The organism is Paenibacillus sp. Y951 (assembly GCF_056786395.1).
In genome coordinates this window covers 84,035-103,996 of sequence record NZ_JBXCIY010000008.1, presented here as the reverse complement: position 1 = coordinate 103,996, position 19,962 = coordinate 84,035, and the positions used below count along the sequence as shown (strand labels likewise).

Genomic DNA, 19,962 nt, shown 5'->3' with positions numbered 1-19,962 from the left:
ATCGATCTGTGAGAAAGCCCTTATTTTTTGCGTTCAAAGACGTTTACTTCACATGCGAATCCAATTTGAACGATACTAAACATAGTTAACCCAGTTTTTTGAACATACGAAAGCTGCAGTTTTATGATAGAATAAAGAGAAGATTGTCAAGGATGGAGTCGATTCAGTGCGGATCCAACATTTGTTTGAATTTACAGAGCATCACCAATATTATTGTTATCGTGATTTCTCACTAAGTACAGTAGATTATCGGATGCTATCATTAATTTATAAACCATTAGTCGGTGCATTTGCTATTTCAATATATGAACAATTATGTATGATCGTGCCCGAAGGAAAGACAGGCTACTCTCCAGTAGAACCTCATCGTAGATTGCTTTTAGGCTTAGGTCTTGCACTCAACGATAAAAGTCGAACATATTTACTAGAGCAGCTTTCAAAACTTGAAGCTATTGGTCTTTTGCAAAGCTCCAGATTTATGAAAGAGGAGCAGGAAGATTATATATACGAATATGAGCTCGCATGCCCATTACCTCCGAATGAATTTTTTGAAAATATTCATCTAACGATGTTATTACGTGATAAACTTGGCAAATATGCTGTTATTGATATTCGTGAGCAAATGTATGCTCCACTTCCAGAAGAAGTAAACGTTGGTCAAGAAACAAAGGAAAACATTTCAGTTCCGTTCTATGAAATATTTAAGCTTAATGCTCATATTGTAGATGATGAACTGGATCAAGCATTATTAGAGGTCGCACCTGCTAGAGCAAATGCGCCCGTTATTCAAAACGCATCAGCAGGATATTCTTATTCTGAAATTTCGATTCGTTTCCCACGAAATTCTAATAACCGTTATTATGTTGAGCAATTACGGACTCACCCAGAGCAATTAGCGCAAATTAATTATGTAGCTTATAAGTATGAGCTTGCTATCACTCAAATATCTCGTCTGCTAGATGAAGACGGTGTGTTTGATATAAGTGGCGAATTAGATTTTGATCAGCTACAGCGTCTTGCCGTTCAATTTTTCCGTCAAGATAAGAAGCATGAGGAAGAACGTGATCGGAAGCTTGCTCAAACAGCGATGTATCAAGAAGATCAAGACCAAGAACACCAAGCCAGTGAACAAGATGATGAACCTGAATTCGATGTGGACGAGCAATTCTTCCTACCAGTTCCGAAGCTACTTGCTAACTACTGCGATATTAATCAGTACAATGCACTGATGCGCAATGAGCCGCATATTCAGTTTTTGAAGAGATATTTCCCTGGTTCAGTTCCAGATTGGATATTGAATGTATTCGAACGAATTGATCTTCATTATAAATTAGCACCACCAGTTATTAATGTGTTGATCCATTACGGCATTGGCATGAACGATTCAGGTCGAGTGACGAAAGCATATTTAGACTCTATTGCGTCAAATATGTTAATGAAAGGAATCGATAGCTACGAGAAAGCCGTGCAATACGTTCGAGACCAAGATCAACTTGAAAAAGATATTGTACGTCGTAAAGAAGAATCCTATCAATCAAGCAGTAGCAATGGACGTAGCAATCAAGCTACAGCAAATCGTCCAACGAACTACGGTAATAATCGAGGTAGAAGTACTAACAGACAAAAGCCAGTTATACCAACGATCAGTAATGAGCAAGTGGCGAAAGGTCAAATTTCAGCAGAAGAGTTGGATGAACTTCGTCAATTAGCTCGTAAGTTCGATCAGCAACCTTAATGAGATAAGAAAGAGGTGAATACGATGGAATCTCTAGGAGATCTACTAAAAGCTTGGCCAAGTGGTCAAGATATGCTTCAATTAGCTAAGCAGAAGCAAGCGGAGCTTATGGAAGACCCACTTGTGATCGCTTTAAGAGAAAAGTATCCGAATATCACCGATTATGCCATTAAAGTGAATTTGAATCGAGTACATCAGTATGTTACCGAATATCGTAATTGCAGTCATTGTCCTGGGCTTGATCTTTGTCCTAATGACTTCACAGGTCACTATACGTTGCTGCAAACGGAAGAAATCAATGGTGAAGCTCATCTTATTGATAGAAAAGTAGGATGTAAGAAACTAAGAGCATCGCAGCATGAGGAATTGGTACGTAATCGTATTCGTAGTTTCTATATTGATGATAAAGCGTTGAAACGTCAATATTCTGCTGACGAGATTTTAGGTAAAGATTTAGAAAGAGCAAAGGTTGTTGGCTCTTTATTGAAATATATTGATCGAACGAAAGCAGAAGGATTGTCTCATAAAGGACTTTTTCTTGCTGGGGACTTTGGTGTAGGGAAAACTTATCTGATGTGTTATGCATTGCAAGAATTAGCCAAATCGGGCTATTCAGGAGTTATTGTATATATGCCAGATTTCGTCGAAGATCTGAAAGTATTAATGCATGAACCTGCGAAGCTGAAGGAAACGGTAGATTTGATGAAAGAAACTGATTTACTCGTGTTTGATGATATCGGTGCTGAGAATTTGAATCCATGGGCACGAGATCATGTGCTTGGAGCGATTCTCAATTACCGGATGGATCGTAAACCAACGTTCTATACATCAAACTATAGCTTAGATGATCTTGAAAGTCATTTTAGCTTTACGAATAAAGATGGTGAAGAACATCACAAAGGACGACGCTTGATGAATCGAGTGGCGCCTTATGTAGATGAGTTGGTTATTACAGGTAGCAATAAGCGCGGATAAGTATAGATGAACTACAAAAGCAGCGAAGAGGATGAAGAATCCTTTTCGCTGCTTTTGTTTGTTCCGCAAGCAGCACTCCCTAGTATAATAAAGTCTAAATTCGCGAGATTCATAAGTCCCAAAAAAACATAACCTTACAAATTATTGGTAAATATATAATTATTATATAATTTGTGAGGTTATATTAGTTGTTGGTTTTATGTTAAATTATTAGAAGAAATATAATGGGGTGAAATTTTTTGGGAAATTCGAGAGTGTCAGTTTTGAGAAAAGCCCAAAACACCTTAATATTATGAAACTTAAGAGATTTACAATAGAAATTTCCATTTTTATGTTTAAAATATGACAGCGCATTCAAAAATTAATATGAAAAATAAAGGAAGTGTTGGAATGGGGTTTTTTCCGGTTGCTTACTCACTATTGGAAGAGAAAAGATTACTATTGTATTTAAAGGAGAATTATAAGACTTTAAAACCAACTAGTATTCAGTACTTTCTTAAAGGAATGAATGATACTTATATTGTTTCGACTGAACAGAAGAAATACATCTTCAGAGTGTATCGGGCAGATAGAAGAAATGAGGAGGAAGTTAAGTTTGAAATCGAGTTATTAATTTATCTGCAGAAAAATGGAGTGACAGTATCGATTCCAATTGAGCGAGATGATAAAAATTATTTGAATATTTTTAAAGCTCTTGAAGGAGATAAAGTTGGTGTAATGTTCAGTTTTGCAGATGGAGAAGAAAAACCGATGCGAGCAGTAGCGGATAGTCAGAAGTTTGGCAGATCGGTGGCTTCTATCCATAATGTTACTGATCAATTTAAAAGTTCATACAAAAGAACAGAGTTGGATTTGAATTACTTAATCAAACAACCGCTTCGCACTTTAGAAAATTATTTAAGCCATCGCCCATCAGACTTTGAATTTATAGATAAAATGGCCGCTCATTTGGAGGATACATTAAATTCGTATTCACAGGAACAATTGGATTGGGGATTATGTCATGGGGATTTGCATGGTAATACCAATGTTGCTTTTACAGATGAAGGTAAGCTGACACATTACGACTTTGATATTTGTGGTTACGGGTGGCGAGCATACGATATTGCAGAGTTTAGATTAGCAAGAGAAATTCATAGTGGTCATGATAAAGAAGAAGTAGAACGTTTGTGGCAAGCATTTTTGGATGGTTATCAAGAAGTGAGAGTACTATCTGATAAGGATATTCAACTAGTACCCACATTCGTAATGATAAGACAGCTCTGGCTGTTTGCATTCTGTTTTGAGGATGCTACTTTAAGTGGAATAGCTGATTTAGATGATTATTTTATTGATGAAAAAATAGAATTTTTTAAGCAGCGTATAAATGTTTAATCATTATACATTGACCCACTGGAGTTCTAATTTAGAAATAATGATTGCTATTGTATCATAAAGTACTATCAAAAATTGTCCAAGAGCCAGCTTAAATATAATTTAAGCTGGCTTCTTTTGAGAGTATGGAGAAATTATTGATGATTTCATTTAGAAAAAAATAAGGAGCTCACAATGTCAACGACGACGTATTCGACGAGAAAAACATTTTTTAGAATGCTGTTTTTTTCTAAAAGCTATCGATATTGGATTGCATTACTTTTTGCAATAGTGTTCTGTGCAAGTGCTGCAGGTGTTGGGTATATGGAAGCTATTCGTAGAATGGTTACTGGCGCAACTAAAGGACAAATTGAAATGATCTATATAGGCGGTATTCTCGCATTAGTAACGATTGTAGTTCAAGCTATATTGAAAATTGTAGAAAGTCGTGTTCTTGCTAAAGTTAAATTAGATTCGACAGCGGGATTTCAATTACATGTTCTCGAACAAATACATACAAAGAGAATGGATCGCTTGGAACAATATCGCACGAGTGATTTGGCTAGTAGAACTACACAAGCGGTTACAAAAGCTCAGACTGGTCTTACAGATAAAATGATTACCCTTTTTTCTAATGTCGTACAAATTGTAATTACACTGGCTTACTTCACCTGGTTGGATATTACGTTAACAGTCGGTCTAATTGGATTTACTTTAGCTTCCCCGTTATTAACATACCCATTCTCCAAGCTAGTTCGTTTGCAATACGATAAAAGAGGTGGAGAAAATTCCTTAGTGGAGACCAAGCTTCAAGATGCAATACATGGTGCAGAGGAAGTCAGAATATTTTCTATGCATACGCATATGCAAAATATTTTAACCAAAAAGTTTAACGTATTAATAAAAAGAACACTCAACATATCCAAGTTCGAAAGAGTATTTGATATGGTGAATCGGATATCAATTTTTGGTGGTATGGTGTTTATATTAAGTTATGGCGGGATTCAAGTTCTTAATGGAAAAATAGAAGCAGGGACACTAATTGTATTTGTAGTTACAAGCGGCCAGCTCTCGAATCCGCTTAGAGAAATTACACGGATATGGACGGATATGATTCAGGCTATATCTCAAGCTCAACGAGTATTCGACATTTTAGACATTGATGAGGAAGTAGAACGACAAGCAAACATACAAGTAGATAACATTAACAAACAAGGTGAATTACTGAGGTTTTCTAATGTTTCATATGAATATTCCAAGGAAGCGGTTGCGCTGCGAAATGTAAGCTTTTCAGTAAATATAGGAGAAAAGGTGGCTATAGTTGGTGCTAGCGGTTCAGGGAAAACGACTTTAATGAAGCTGTTGTTAAAGTTTGCATCCGCTACTCAAGGAGAGATATTTGTTTATGGGAATCCTTTAAGTCAATTTTCTTATAAAGTATGGCGCTCTATGGTCGGCTATGTGCCTCAGGAAAATCAAGTCTTTAGCGGTTCGATCGCGGATAATATTCGCTTTGGACGTCATGTTGTTTCTGAATTACAAGTGATAGAGGCAGCACAGCAAGCAGGATTATATGAGTTGATTATGGGATTACCAAAAGGCTTTAACACTCAAATAGGAGAGCTTGGAACACAGTTGTCTGGCGGTGAATTGCAGCGTTTAGGTATTGCGAAAGCTTTTTTGCATAAACCTTCTATATTATTGCTTGACGAGCCTACTTCGGCGCTAGATGTTGAAAATGAGCGAAGATTTGAGCAAACTATTCATGCATTAAAAGATGAGACTGTTATTGTTATAGCCCACAAGCTAGAAACAATACGTAGGGTGGATAAAATTATTGTTCTGAAAGAAGGAGAGATTGTAGAAGTAGGAACGCATGATTACCTAATGAATCTACAAGGTTCATATTTTGAACTGTTTTGTGAACAGAATCAGGATATGGGAGGAGCAGTATAGTGTCAATATTTCAAATAAGAAAACAATTATCGTTTATTTTTTCCCATATGAAGCGTTATTCATTGATCTTGGCCTTTTTTCCATTGCTAATGGGTGTCGATATTGCCTTTGAGCTAGGAGTTGCCAAAATCCAAGGGGGATTTGTTGATACTGTAGATAATAGAAGCAGGGATGAGTTAATTGAACTCATTCGTTTAGTGATATGCTTGCTATTGACAGGAATAATTTTGCTAGCAATACACCGGCATTTCATTGTAAAACTATTGAGTTTTGTTCATCGAGATATTACATTGCAGCTATTTCAAATATTAAATAAAGCTTCTTTCGGTAAGCTCAAGAAATATCATTCTGGCTATCTAATGAATCGAATCAAGGATGATCCGCAGCATGGTTCAACGATTGTGGAAGCTACAATTGAACTTATTACTGTATTTGTTATGATTATACTTTCTTTTTTATACTTGGCAAGAATTGATTTGCTGCTTGCATGTACTGCGCTACTAAGTGCGCCTTTGCTTTTTGGAATAGGTCGACTTTTTGACAAACGTATTCGAATACAAGCTAATGATGTGCAAGAAAAGGAAAGTCAAATTCATGGAACAATTCAGGAATTTATTCAAGGTATATCACTAGTAAAAGTATTTGGAGAAAGCTCAGTTTATATTAATCAAATTAAACGGCAGAGAAAAGCTCTCAACAAGGCACAGACCTCATTAATTATGACCAATTCCATTAGTCATAATGCTACAGAAGTGGCCTATAGTCTAGTCTATATTTCAGCACTACTTTTCATAGGGTTAGCAACGATTAGAAATTCATTAACTCCAGGTACGCTTGTAACATTTACAGTACTGTTTGAACTAGTTGTATGGCCAGTGGTCGGGTTATCTGATCAGTACACTCGTGTTCAAGAGGGAGTCGGTGCATTTCAACGTATTTATGATTTTATGAAGCTGGATACTAAGAGCGATCAGAAAGTAACTGCTGGCTTAAGCAATTCTACTAATATTGCAGACGAGTTACTTACTTTTGAAGGAGTAACCTATCTAAGTGAGGAACATGAGAGAGCTATTGTTGACAATATTAATTTTTCCATAAAACAAGGAGAAGTCGTAGTTGTCATAGGAGCAAGTGGTTCAGGAAAGTCTACATTTGCCAAGTTATGTTGCGGCTTGTATGAACCATCTGCTGGTCAAGTGGTAATTAACGGTGAGTCTGCATCTAACTTATTGCAAGCAGGCATTTCTCCAGCAGTATACATGTCACAATCTCCATATTTGTTTTCGGGAACTATAAAAGAAAATGTAAACCTTGGAAATTTAGATGTTTCGGATGAGGCTATTCAAGAAGCTTTGAAACAATCTGAACTTAGTGAGCATGTTGCGAAGCTTGCTAGTCATGAGCAGAGCTTAATTGGTGAAGGGAATTCCAGTCTTTCTGGGGGGCAGAAACAGCGTCTTGCATTATCACGTTTGTTCTTAAACAATGATAAAAGTCTAATTATTATGGACGAGCCAACCTCTTCGCTAGATATGAAAACAGAAAGAAAAATTATCCATCATTTAAAGCAATATCTACAAAGTAAAACAGCTATTATTATTACGCATCGTTTGAATCTTCTTTCATTGGCTGACCGCATTATTGTGATGGAAGGGGGAAGGATTATTGAAGAAGGAACTTATAAGGAGCTAATGCAAACATCGCATAAGTTGAAAGTGTTTCTTGAATCAGAGCTTAATCTATCAAAAGAGAAAGCAGAGTTAACGTCTTAATAAATTAGCGTGATAGCATACATAAATAACCAGAATATTAGATAAGAAGCTAAAGGGAGCAAGAAAAATAAAAAAAAGTGGGAGTGTTGACCATATATAAAATGCTTTATAAATATGCAAAGGGGTCTATTGTTTTAATGACAGTATGTGGCGGATTGACGCTGCTGGCACTCGTTTCTCAACTGTTAATTCCTTATTCTAACAAAGTTTTAGTCGATGGTGTTTTTCTTGAAGGTAGTTTGGAGCAGTTGTCGCTTGCCGTGCTGTTGTTCGGATTATCGGCGGTTGGATACTTGGTGTTTTCGCAAGCTAATCACATTTTGTTCACGAAGGTTGAAGAAAATGTATTGCTGAAGTTAAAGCTTGATATACATAAAAAGTTTCGAAGCATTCATAATATAGATGGGCATGATCTCGGTGAAAAAGCTTCCTATTATACGAATGATGCTAATTTACTAAAAGAAACATATCGAGCTATTGTAGCATTACTGCTCGGAATGTTTCAATTAATGATTATCTTTTCAATTATGCTAGTAATAGATTGGCGTTTTAGTATTATTATGTTGTTGTTAATCCCAATATTTTCAGTATGGCCACGTCTTATGAAAAAGGGGATTCATAAAAAATCAGCTGTTGTGCAGGAAACAGAACAAAAAATATTATCTAGCATGACAGATAGCTTGCGGCTTTCAAAGGAAATTAGAATATTCAATCAAGAAGAATGGGATATAAGTAATATGCGCAGTAGCTTTAGCAGTATTATTCGTCCAAAGCTAGCGTTGCAAGTTTGGAATGCTTTAATGTCTGTTAATCAGCTGTTCTATTGGATTATTTTATGTACACTGATGTATATTGGTGGAAAGATGGTTCTTGATGATGCAGTTAGTGCAGGGATGCTCATTGCTATAATTAATTATCTTGGATTTGTTAATGAACCTGTGCATTCGATCATTTCTAATTATTCGAAAATTCAAACTACTAAAGGAGCGATTGAACGATTAGATAAATTGTTCCAACTGGATAATAGAATTGAAGGGAGCGAACAAATAGAGCGTTCAAGTCATTCGATTGAAGTTAACCATTTATCGTATATAAAAGAAGGAAAAGTGATTTTAAGGGATATAAGCTTCAAGGTAAATGAAGGTGAATTTGTAGGCATCATTGGGAAAAGTGGCTCTGGGAAATCAAGTTTATTGAAATTACTTTCACGTATGGATGAGCCTACTGACGGGGAAATAAAAATTGGAGGAGTGGATTTGCAGGCTGTTGAAATAAAAAGCTTTTACGATAACGTGTGTATTATTACACAAGAAAACCACTTCTTTAAGGGGACGATACGTGATAACGTGCTGTTCGGAGAGCGGTATACTGATGATGAACTAGTAGAAGCATTACATGGAGTATCTCTATTAGAAGCTATTAAAGAATTACCTAAACAACTGAATAGCGATCTAGGGGAAGATGGCAACAAGTTATCGGGAGGACAAAAACAAAGACTAGCTATTATAAGAGCATTGTTGAAAAATACACCAGTTCTATTGTTGGATGAAGTGACCTCTGCTTTGGATATTAATACAGAGAGAGCTGTAATGGACTATATTAGACATTACAGACAGGGTAAGACGACAATTGTTGTAACTCATCGAATTAATACAGTCCAAGAGTCAGATTGGATTATGATTTTAGAGGATGGACAAGTTGTAAAACAAGTTACGTATGAAGAAGTTCTGCAATTGGATAATTGAGCGAAAACTACATATTATCTTAAATAGAGGTGAGTAGAGTGGATAATCTTTTATTTTTATTGTCTTTTGTTATCGGGGGAGCGGCAAGTCTCGTTCATTTACATAGAGATGACAATGCGGTGCTGCTTATGAAACGGTTTTTTATTGGTGCAGTTGTTAGTTTAGGGTTATGTAGCCTATTCTTTATTGGGGCCTCAATTAAATATATTATCCTTATTTCAATTATTATTGGCGTCCTTTCAGGCTATATACCTGTTAAGAAATAACCAATATTGGTGGACAACTGCTTCAAAATGGTTGTCCACTTTTCTTTGCCTATGATGTTTTCAATCAAACATTCCGTTGATGATAATTTTTAGCGATATTCTCTCGTGCACTTAAATAGAACTATTCGCGCTTAAGCTTAACTAAAACTCAGGAAGCAGCTCGATTTGGTTATACGCCCAGTTGAATGACTATGCTCGACATATCCCCATTGAAACAGGTGAAAAACGTGATTTTGTTAGGACTCGCTATATTACAGGTGGATGTTTGAAAACTAACTCAATCCAGCACTTCATTAAATATTTTGAAAAGTATACAAAATTAAAGCAGAAGGAGTTTTTGTTTTATACATACGAAATGTCAGTTTGCCCGCCTGCTTCAATTTCAGTAGAGAATGATTGCTTAAGTTTATTGCTCCCTAATAATTATAATATAAATATCTTGAACAGGGATTCTTTGTGTAGAATTAAGTATAGATTTGTAAATTTCAATTAGATTTTTTTACTATACCGTAATTTAATATAAGGTAAATGAAATGATGAGAAGGGGATAGTTATCAGAAAAAAAAATGAATCCTCCACTTGGTCAAATATCCAGTATGTCCTCTCTACTTCTTGGATTCACAGTAAACGTTCTATTGTTTTTTATTCAATATTTACCTTATTTACTGCTCTTCAGCCTTTTATATTGATCTTGTTTCCTAAATTTATTCTAGATGAATTAATGGATAGACAAAGACCTTCTTATTTTATTATACTAATTGCTTTAATGTTTGGTTTATCAGCTATTATAGGATTTTTAACATCATATCTTCAAAACATAGGTTTAGCTCAGTTAATGAAGGTCGTATTTAATCAGATGCACGCCCATACCGCGCAAAATATGAATGCGGATTTCAAAGATACGGAAGATCCAGAATATCTCAATCAGATGGAACAGGCCAAACGTTCCTTGCAAAGTACAGAGAACGGTTTTCAGGGATTATTTCATACTTTGTTTTCTTTAATGGCTGGGTTCCTAGCTTTTTCTGGATACTTCACTGTAATTGGGAGATTGAATATTTGGATTATTCTTCTTTTAATTGTAACGGTTGTATTTTCTTATTTCTTTTCATTACGAGCAAAGCGATATGAGTATGGACACGAAAAATTATTTTCGGAGCTTGATCGGATGAAACGTTACTATTCCGATGTCATGCAGGACTTTACATATGGTAAGGAGATAAGAATATTTTCATTGAGTGATCAATTAATATCATTATATAAAACCGCTACTCAAAGAAGGAGAACACTTCAACAGAACATAAATAAACGATATTTTCGGAGTTCCACCCTTGACGTTATAATTCTTTTTGTTCGGGAAGGAAGTGTATATGGATACTTGACCTATTTGTTTCTCCATCAAAGAATAACAATAGGTGACTTTGCCATGTACACCGCAGCTGTAGTAGGATTCTCAATTATTCTTCAACGCGTGATGATAGATTTGGCTCATATGCGAACACAAAACTTGTACATACAGGAGTTGCGTAGCTTTCTTCAAACCAATAGCCAAGGAGATGAGGAGGCGGATAGTGTACTAATTCCAGAAGGTCCTTATACTATTGAATTCAAAAATGTTTCATTTAGCTATCCAAACAGCGATCAATCTATATTCAAAGGCCTATCCTTTACAATACCTGCACATCAGCGGCTTGCTATTGTTGGGCATAATGGAGCGGGAAAATCAACATTAGTTAAGCTACTCTGCAGGTTGTATGAACCGGACAGTGGAAAAATATTGCTTAATGGAATCGATATTCGAAGATTCTCTAGAACCGATTATTGGACACTGTGGTCTACTGTCTTTCAGGAAGTCCGAATACTTGCTTTTTCAATAGCTGAGAATATTTCCATCCAGGAAAAAGGGCAAGAAGATGTTACCAAAATTTATGATTGTATCGAGAAAGCGGATTTAAGTCAAAAAATATTAACGCTGAAATACGGCATTAATACCAAAATGCTGAAATTTTTGGATGATGAGGGCATAGAGTTATCCGGAGGAGAAAATCAACGAATGATGCTAGCCCGAGCTCTTTATAAAGATGGTGCTATGATTGTATTGGACGAACCGACAGCAGCGGTCGATGCATTAGCAGAGTACAGTTTGTATAAGAGATTCAATGAAATAATTGGAGATAAAAGTGCATTATATATTTCTCATCGTATGTCCAGTACACGCTTTTGTGACCAGGTTCTGTTCATGGAGCAGGGTGAAATTGTCGAGCGGGGCAGTCATAATGAATTGATAGTCCAAAATGGGAAGTATGCGAAAATGTTTCAGGTTCAGTCACAATATTATAAAGGGAGTGAAAGTGAAGAACATGAAAACATTCCCTGCGATTAAACAAGATTTAAAAGTAGCAATTTATTTTTGGAAGTTAATTCATGTTTTATCAAAAACATATATTCCACTTATGGTGCTCGTTTCTTTTTTTAGTGCATTATCTCCTTTTATTAATATTCTTGCTCCCAAGTACATCATTGATGAACTGATGGGTGAAGCAAGGGGAGAACGATTGATGCTGTGGATCGTTATTCTGGCAGCAGGGAATGCCTTATTCGGATTAATACAGAGCTTTTTGGATCAAAAGATTGAACTAGCCAATATGGAAGTTGTTGACGGATTGGAACTTCATATTGGTAGACATATCATGAATTTAGATTTTGAAAGTCTGGAAAATTCAAAAGTATTGGATTTAAAGGAACAGGCACTAGCACCGATTAATCAACAGAACGCGATCCGAAAAATGATGAATAGTATGAAACTGCTGCTTCAGACCTTTCTTTCTCTTCTGGGATTGACTGCTCTGATTGCCACACTGAACATAGGCATTATCTTTCTAATTCTAGGGTTGATTCTGCTCAATACGTATATTTATAAAAAATTGCAGCAGTCCCAGTTTCAGTTCCACAAAGTCTTGGCTCCCTTAAATAGAAAATTTGGCTACTATTCTAAGCTATCTACTGATTTTTCTATGGCCAAAGATGTCCGCCTTTATGGAATGGCTCCCTACTTATTGAAAAAGGTAGATGATTATCATAAGGAAAGTATCAGTGGCTTTGGAAAGTTATTCAAGATGGTAGGGATTTATAATGGTTTGACTAATATTAATCTTCAACTCCAAATAGTAGTCGTATATGGTTATATGATCGTGAAAGTGCTCCAAAGGAAGATAGAAATTGGTGATTTTATAATGTATATTTCCGCGGCTAATAGCTTTTCCAAACAAGTGACTGTAGGATTTAATTCATACGTTGAGCTTCGGCAAATGTGCAAGTATCTCGATATGTTTAGGTTATTTGAAAAAATTCCAGTGAAAATGAGAAGTGGCAAGAGGGAAGTTGGAAAGATGGTGGACGCAGAAATTGAGTTTAGAAATGTCTATTTTAAATATGAAGGGAATGAATCGTACGGGCTTAAAAATGTGTCGTTAACAATAAAAAGCGGCGAGAAAATAGCCGTAGTCGGACAAAATGGTGCTGGTAAAACGACCTTTATTAAATTGCTTTGTCGACTGTATGAACCAGAAGAAGGGGAGATACTTCTTAACGGTTATCCGATTAATCAGTTTGATTATGATGAATACATGAAGTTACTGGGAGTTGTTTTCCAAGACTATAAATTATTTTCATTTTCCATAAAAGATAATCTGAATATGGCTGTTAAACCGGAAGTATCAGAAGAAGAAATGACATCGATGGTTCGACAAGTCGGGTTAGAGGGGAAAATAGGAAGTTTGAAAATGGGATTGAATACACAGGTGTTTAAAACGTTCGATAAAGAAGGAACAAACTTCTCAGGTGGTGAGAGTCAAAAAATGGCGATTGCGAGAGCTTTGCTTAAAAAAGCTCCTATTCTAATTTTGGATGAACCGACGGCTTCGCTTGATCCGTATGCGGAATATGAAATATACTCTAACTTTAATCAAATTACAGGAAAACAAACAGTTATATATATTTCACATCGCTTATCTTCATGTAAATTCTGCGACAATGTTGCTGTGTTTAAGGAAGGAGAATTAGTAGAGTATGGACCACATGACCAGCTTGTGAAAAGCGGAAAAGAATACCGTTCCATGTGGGAGGCACAAGCGCAATATTACGTGTAGGAGTTGAAATATTGTACATTTCAATAAATGAATTGTCTCAAGAACTATCACCTCTCATTCTTCATGATGTAGATGTACATGAACTATATATTACATTGTTGAAAGATATTTTGGGATGAATGTAGAACATATATCCAATAAAGGTTGAAACGGTTTTTTATTGGTGGACAACTGCTTCAAAATGGTTGTCCACTTTTCTTTGCCTAGGATGTTTTCAATCTCACATTCCGTTGATGATAATTTTAAGTTACATTCCCTCGTGCACTTTAAATGCAACTATTCACAATCAAGCTTAACTAAAACTCAGGTAACAGCTCGGTTTGGCTTCGCGACAGCGTAGCTATCTCCAAAAATTCAAAGCTATTTAACGGTTCATTGGTGACTGCTTTAAGTAGTGATTGAACGATACGCTCGCCCCACAATTGTTCGTGACCATACACATTCGTTGTAATTTGACCGTTAATCATTGCTTCCTTAACTTCATGCGTCATACCAAAGGCAATCGCATGTCTGTTCAGCCCCATCGCCTTCCACACTAATACAGCCTCAGAAATAGAGACAGGGTCCATCGCAATATACGCATCGAAATGAGGATGGTTATCAATCATTTCCTCCAAATCAGTTAAAGCAAGCTCGCTGCTTCCTTCATGAGCACGTATATCTAAAATTTGGATTTCAGAATGCTGTTCAAGATAAGTAGTCATTGCGGATAGACGCTGCTCTACGCTCGACATGCTGCTCATGCCGATTTGTACGAGAATCATTCCTTTGCCGTTCAGTCTTTCGGTAATGACACGCCCTAGCTCAATACCAGCTTGTTCGTTATTGCTTCCAATATAGGTAGCACGCCCAGTATCCGGACAGTCTGATTCGAAGCACACAATGGAGATACCTTTGGAGATCGCTTTCTTTATTGTTGGAGCTAACGCTTCGGCATCAATAGGTGCGATCGCTATCGCGTCAACCTCTTGCTTAATCATCGTTTCCATCATTCGTATTTGTTGCTCTAAATTAGTTTCATCTGGTGCCTTGACGATTAGATTACTACCAAGTGAATTAGCTGTTTTCTGGGCATTTTGTGTAATCATTTCATAGAACGGATGTGACATTGGATATATGATTCCAAATGTGTATTGATTATTAGGTTGCTCGGTTATCGCGTTAGCCGAAGGAGGCTTCACTTGACTTGGTATTGATCTATTCAAGCTTATAAGTACAACACAGGTAGAAATAATGACAAACGCAGTTAACATTATAGTCAATCTACCCCATTTTTTCGATGCAAAATAATTGGATTTAATCATGCGATTCACCTGACTCTACAGTAGATGTACTATGACTTTGACGGCGGAAATCTCTAGGAGTCATGCCGGTCATCTTCTTGAACAAATTAGAGAAATAGTGAGGATCATTATAGCCAACCTTGAATGAGATTTCATAGCTTTTATCAGCTGTCGTATGCAGTAATTCCTTTGCTTTCATAATTCGAGTTGACGTTAAATGTTCAATAAATGTACTTCCTGATTCTTGACTGAAAATTTTACTGAGATGGCTTGGGCTGATACTTACATGTTCGGCGGCATCCTGTAGTGAGATTAGATCATTACTATAATTTTGTTGTATATACATCTTCACTTTATGGATGAGGTCTCCGTAGCGATCGGCAGATTCAGATCGCCATTTCCATATCTGTTCGATTACCATAACAAGATAATCCTCACAGTGCTGCCTATTTTCAATTGCCTTTATTTTTTGTTGCATAGTGTGAATGAGCATTTCTGTCACCTCAGCAGCTGCAGAGCGAAATGTTTCCTTGGACCACCGCAAAGCTTCTAGTGTTAAGTTATTAATTAAATAATAGCCATACAATGAAGCGTTCCAATCTAATCGTTGAAGTGCCGAAGTAAAGCTCTGCAGAAACGTATGAAGCTCTGCAGATCGTCCGATTTTAAGGAAAATGTGAAAACTTGCGCGATCAAGTAGAATCATTTTGTTAGTTGCTTCATCAGCGGCGTTCCACAATGCATGTTTGTTGCTTTGTGAGTATCTCTTTAAGTTACGATCTTCTTCAGCTTCTAGGAAGGAAGTATGAATTGCTTGCAGGCGATTCTGCACAGTTCCAATACCTAGTAGTACTGTAGGTGAGAGTAAGGAGCTAAGTTGAGTGAAGATTTTTTCTCTTATTTGTACAACAATTTTTTGTAACTCAGTTTCACTATCATGATAAAGAATCCAGACATATTCAGATTTACTTCTTTTGAATGACCAACAGTTGCTGTAAGAGGCTTTGATCGCTTCCATAACATCATCTGTTTTGAAAATAGTTGCTGTATCAAGGTTAACTGGAGGTTCTAAGTAACGAACATCCCAGACGATGACAGCATAATATCTTGCGAACAGCGAAATCGATAGTACGTTGGCAGCTTCTGCTGCATCTGCAATCGGAATGAGACCACCACATAGATCGCTCATTAGCTTATCCTTTGTATAAGGAATATTGTTTTTATGTTGACGCTCTTTATCGATTTTACGGCTAACATTTTGCAATAGCAGAATAAGCTCGCTAGGACCAATTGGCTTAAGCAAATATTCCTCTACCCCTATTCTTATAGCAGTTCTCGCATAGTCGAATTCATCATGCCCACTGAGAATAACAATCTTCGTATTAGGAAGTCTTTGCTTTACAATTTTACTTAATTGAATACCATCCATAAAAGGCATCCTAATATCCGTTATCAAAATATCAGGCTTCCACTTTTCAATGAGTGGCAATGCCATTTCACCATCAGAAGCATCACCACAATAAATAAAACCTTCCTTGTCCCAGTCCACATAATCTCGTATATGTTCACGAATTAAAATCTCATCATCAACAAACATAACCTTCTTCATATATTCACTCCTAAGAGATTAATCGAACAGTAAGGCGGCATAAGTGGCTATGATGGGATACGTACGATGAGTCTGGTGCCGATACCATCCCCGCTCTCAATCTCGATCCCATATCGTTCCCCGAAATAAAGTCTAATGCGTTGATTGACATTATATAACCCGAAGCCACGGATCTGCTCTGTGGACTCTTGTTCACTTACATTGGGTTCTCTTAGCTCGGCAAGTACAGCTGCTAGCCGCTCGGCGCTCATGCCAATTCCATTGTCCTCGACAATTAGTAAAATATCATGATCTACAATATGACCGCTAATACGAATGAATCCTTTACCGCGCTTGTTTTTGATGCCATGATAGATTGCATTTTCAACTAAAGGCTGCAATGTCATTTTTAATGTGGCATGTGGTAAAACTGCTGGGTCAATCTCAATCACGTAATCTAGTATGTCACTATAGCGCATTTGTTGAATGACGAGATAGTTATGGACATGATCAATTTCTGACTTGATAGAGATCCAATCTCTTCCTTTATTCAAGCTTATTCGAAAAAACTGGGAAAAGGCTTGTACGAGCTTAATGACTTGATCTTTTTTTCCGGCTTCCGCCATCCAAATAACCGAATCTAGTGTGTTATATAAGAAATGAGGGTTAATTTGTGCTTGAAGTGTTCTCAGCTCGGCTTTTTGAATCATTTCTTTTTCTTGTAAATTTTGATGAAGCAGATTTTTGATTTTTTCAAGCATTAGATTAAAGCTATGTCCTAGATCGGTTATTTCATCGCGACCAGTGGACTTTACTTTAGCTTCTAGATCTCCATTAGCTGCTTGCCGCATTTTTTTCTTCAATATTTGGATAGGCCGAGTTAATCTAGCAGTGATGAAGAAATAAAGTGTAATCGCAAATATAATACTTAACAGGACGCTTACAATAATAAGCTGTCGAATTTCATTTGCATCCTCGACAATTTCTTGCAGAGGGACAGTACCGATAATTTTCCAACCGGTCGTTGGCGATGTTGTAAAGACAACAAAAATCGGTATACCTTTTGTATTATGAACTAAACTACCTTGCTCGACAGGAAGAACATTGTTAATCCATTCCGTAGGTTGAATTGAAGTTGATCGATTATTTATGTCAGGAGCTGTGAAAATTGGGTTGCCTTTTGGATCGGTAACATAGAAAAAACCAGAATCTCCAATGGTGACATTACTTATAAACTTTTTAATGACCGAATCATTCATATCGATTACGATAAACCCGATCACTTCTCGGGTTACCTTTTGTTTGACTGTTGCCATAATAGAAACGGTATCAGAATTAGCGTATTTGAACCCATCTAGTCGATCTAATGGTGAAGCTTCTATTGGAGGAATAATTAATATCATTTCAGGATCTTTCATTAATATATCTAAATGTGAGTTTCGTAATGGATTGTAATCAAGCTGAAACAGTCCCTTTCGCTCACTAATACCTTTACCATAAAGATTGATCATCGTAATATTTCGAACATCCCCGTATTTATAAATTTCACGGTATAGCTCAAAGGTTTCTAGTATTTCCTTAGCATTTTCATACGTCTCATTCGGTGCAAATAAAAATTTAAGCACATGGGGATTGTTTTCTAGCTCTAGCAGCTTACCTGTATCTTGAAATAAGACATCGATATCGCGAGCGAGTTGTTCTGCTACAAGCATAGTGGACGCTTTATTATGATCAGAAATCGTATCAAATGATTTTTGATAGGAGATCAAGCCTACAGTAATTAAGGGGACAGAAGTTAAAATGATAAAAAGCGTTAATAGCTTTGCTTTCAAGCTGGATGTAATCAATCTAAGCAAAGTGAGCAATAAAACCAGTCCCTCTCTATTTGCAATGTGAGATGGTAAAAAGTACTAACTCTACATAGTATAGCAAAAAAACAGTACAGAAGATGATAAATGTAAACGTAACCAAAATTAACAATAAAATAATAAGAAATTCTATGAATATAAGAGAATACAGCTAAAACAGACAAAAAATTGAATGAAATGCTTAAAGAACTCCGTATATCTTCAGCTTGTGCCCCCTATATACTGAGCGTACACCAGTAAATGGTGATAAAGGGGAGGGTTTTAGATAATGAAAAAATCAATTAAGTTGAGTTTTGCACTTCTTTTAGTACTAGTCTTGGTATTTGTTACAGCATGTAGTAACAATGGTGGGAAATCATCAGGAGATAAAGTCGTACTTGGCTTTGCTCAAGTTGGTGCGGAAAGTGGTTGGCGTTCAGCGAATACGAAGTCTATTCAAGATTCTGCTGCAGAAGTAGGATTTGAATTGAAATTCTCTGATGCTCAACAAAAACAAGAAAATCAAATTAAAGCGATTCGCTCATACATTCAACAAAAAGTAGATGTTATCGCATTCTCTCCAGTTGTTGAATCCGGCTGGGACACTGTATTGAAAGAAGCAAAAGAAGCGGGAATTCCAGTTATTTTAACGGACCGTGCAATAGATTCCAAGGACACGTCATTATACAAAACATTTATCGGTTCGGACTTTGTATTAGAGGGTCGCAAGGCTGGAGAATGGTTGCTTGAGCAATACAAAGACTCTTCAGAAGATATTAACATTGTAGAACTTCAAGGAACGACAGGATCTTCCGCTGCGAATGATCGTATGGCTGGCTTTGCAGATGTTATTAGTGCTAATTCTAAATTAAAAGTTATTGCCTCACAAACGGGAGATTTCACTCGTGCTAAAGGTAAAGAAGTTATGCAGGCTTTCTTGAAAGCGCATAAAAAAATTGATGTACTGTACGCACATAATGATGATATGGCACTAGGTGCGATCCAAGCGATCGAAGCTGCCGGCTTGGTACCGGGTAAAGATATTATTATCATTTCTGTTGATGCAGTTAAAGATGGTATGCAAGCTGCAAGCGAAGGGAAAATCAACTATATCGTTGAGTGTAATCCATTACTTGGACCACAACTTATGGACGCTGTTAATAAAGTTTTAGCTGGTGAAGAAATTGCTGCTCGTATTGTAACGGAAGAAACAACATTTACTTCAGAACAGGCGAAAGAAGCTCTACCAACTCGTCAGTACTAGGATAGTAGAGAATCTTAAGAATTCAAGCTA

The 19,962-nt window shown here is 36.6% G+C and carries 13 protein-coding genes; 10 read left to right on the top strand and 3 right to left on the bottom strand.

Annotated elements, in window-relative coordinates; all coding sequences use genetic code 11:
- Positions 1-166 precede the first annotated feature (166 nt).
- The 9 genes from AC1TPB_RS13450 (at position 167) to AC1TPB_RS13410 (ending at position 13,950) form a co-directional block, all read left to right on the top strand.
- Entirely contained in the window at positions 167-1,735 is a 1,569-nt protein-coding gene (locus tag AC1TPB_RS13450) for a DnaD domain protein (RefSeq protein ID WP_482076967.1), read from the top strand.
- A gap of 24 nt (positions 1,736-1,759) precedes the next feature.
- Positions 1,760-2,710 carry an AFG1/ZapE family ATPase gene (zapE, locus tag AC1TPB_RS13445; RefSeq protein ID WP_482064414.1) on the top strand — a complete coding sequence of 317 codons (951 nt, stop codon included), beginning with the start codon at positions 1,760-1,762 and terminating at the stop codon, positions 2,708-2,710.
- A 342-nt stretch (positions 2,711-3,052) separates the two neighbouring features.
- Positions 3,053-4,084: a phosphotransferase gene (locus AC1TPB_RS13440; protein ID WP_482076966.1), complete on the top strand. Its 1,032-nt coding sequence runs from the start codon at positions 3,053-3,055 to the stop codon at positions 4,082-4,084.
- Between the two features lie 174 nt (positions 4,085-4,258).
- Positions 4,259-6,019: an ABC transporter ATP-binding protein gene (locus tag AC1TPB_RS13435; RefSeq protein ID WP_482076965.1), complete on the top strand. Its 1,761-nt coding sequence runs from the start codon at positions 4,259-4,261 to the stop codon at positions 6,017-6,019.
- Positions 6,019-7,791, top strand: a complete 1,773-nt coding sequence (locus tag AC1TPB_RS13430; RefSeq protein WP_482076964.1) for an ABC transporter ATP-binding protein — start codon at positions 6,019-6,021, stop codon at positions 7,789-7,791. Before AC1TPB_RS13435 ends, AC1TPB_RS13430 begins: the two co-directional genes overlap by 1 nt.
- A 137-nt stretch (positions 7,792-7,928) precedes the next feature.
- Positions 7,929-9,536, top strand: a complete 1,608-nt coding sequence (locus tag AC1TPB_RS13425; protein WP_482076963.1) for an ABC transporter ATP-binding protein — start codon at positions 7,929-7,931, stop codon at positions 9,534-9,536.
- 29 nt (positions 9,537-9,565) lie between these two features.
- A complete protein-coding gene (locus AC1TPB_RS13420) occupies positions 9,566-9,802 on the top strand; it encodes a hypothetical protein (protein WP_482076962.1) in 237 nt (78 codons plus the stop codon).
- A gap of 721 nt (positions 9,803-10,523) precedes the next feature.
- Complete coding sequence (locus tag AC1TPB_RS13415; RefSeq protein ID WP_482076961.1) at positions 10,524-12,185, top strand: ABC transporter ATP-binding protein; 1,662 nt, start codon at positions 10,524-10,526, stop codon at positions 12,183-12,185.
- Positions 12,163-13,950 (top strand): ABC transporter ATP-binding protein, encoded by a 1,788-nt coding sequence (locus tag AC1TPB_RS13410; RefSeq protein ID WP_482077067.1) that lies wholly within the window; start codon positions 12,163-12,165, stop codon positions 13,948-13,950. The genes AC1TPB_RS13415 and AC1TPB_RS13410 overlap by 23 nt, the downstream gene beginning before the upstream one ends.
- Before the next feature lie 296 nt (positions 13,951-14,246).
- Here AC1TPB_RS13410 and AC1TPB_RS13405 read toward each other — a convergent pair whose 3' ends face one another.
- Genes AC1TPB_RS13405 through AC1TPB_RS13395 form a run of 3 tightly spaced genes read right to left on the bottom strand, consistent with a single transcriptional unit; the run spans position 14,247 to position 18,677 of the window.
- Positions 14,247-15,254 (bottom strand): sugar ABC transporter substrate-binding protein, encoded by a 1,008-nt coding sequence (locus AC1TPB_RS13405; RefSeq protein WP_482076960.1) that lies wholly within the window; start codon positions 15,252-15,254, stop codon positions 14,247-14,249.
- Positions 15,247-16,842 carry a response regulator gene (locus AC1TPB_RS13400; RefSeq protein WP_482076959.1) on the bottom strand — a complete coding sequence of 532 codons (1,596 nt, stop codon included), beginning with the start codon at positions 16,840-16,842 and terminating at the stop codon, positions 15,247-15,249. Before AC1TPB_RS13400 ends, AC1TPB_RS13405 begins: the two co-directional genes overlap by 8 nt.
- A gap of 47 nt (positions 16,843-16,889) precedes the next feature.
- Positions 16,890-18,677 carry a sensor histidine kinase gene (locus tag AC1TPB_RS13395; RefSeq protein ID WP_482076958.1) on the bottom strand — a complete coding sequence of 596 codons (1,788 nt, stop codon included), beginning with the start codon at positions 18,675-18,677 and terminating at the stop codon, positions 16,890-16,892.
- A gap of 280 nt (positions 18,678-18,957) precedes the next feature.
- Here AC1TPB_RS13395 and AC1TPB_RS13390 point away from each other — a divergent pair, with 280 nt between their 5' ends.
- Entirely contained in the window at positions 18,958-19,932 is a 975-nt protein-coding gene (locus AC1TPB_RS13390) for an ABC transporter substrate-binding protein (protein WP_482064405.1), read from the top strand.
- Positions 19,933-19,962: the final 30 nt, after the last annotated feature.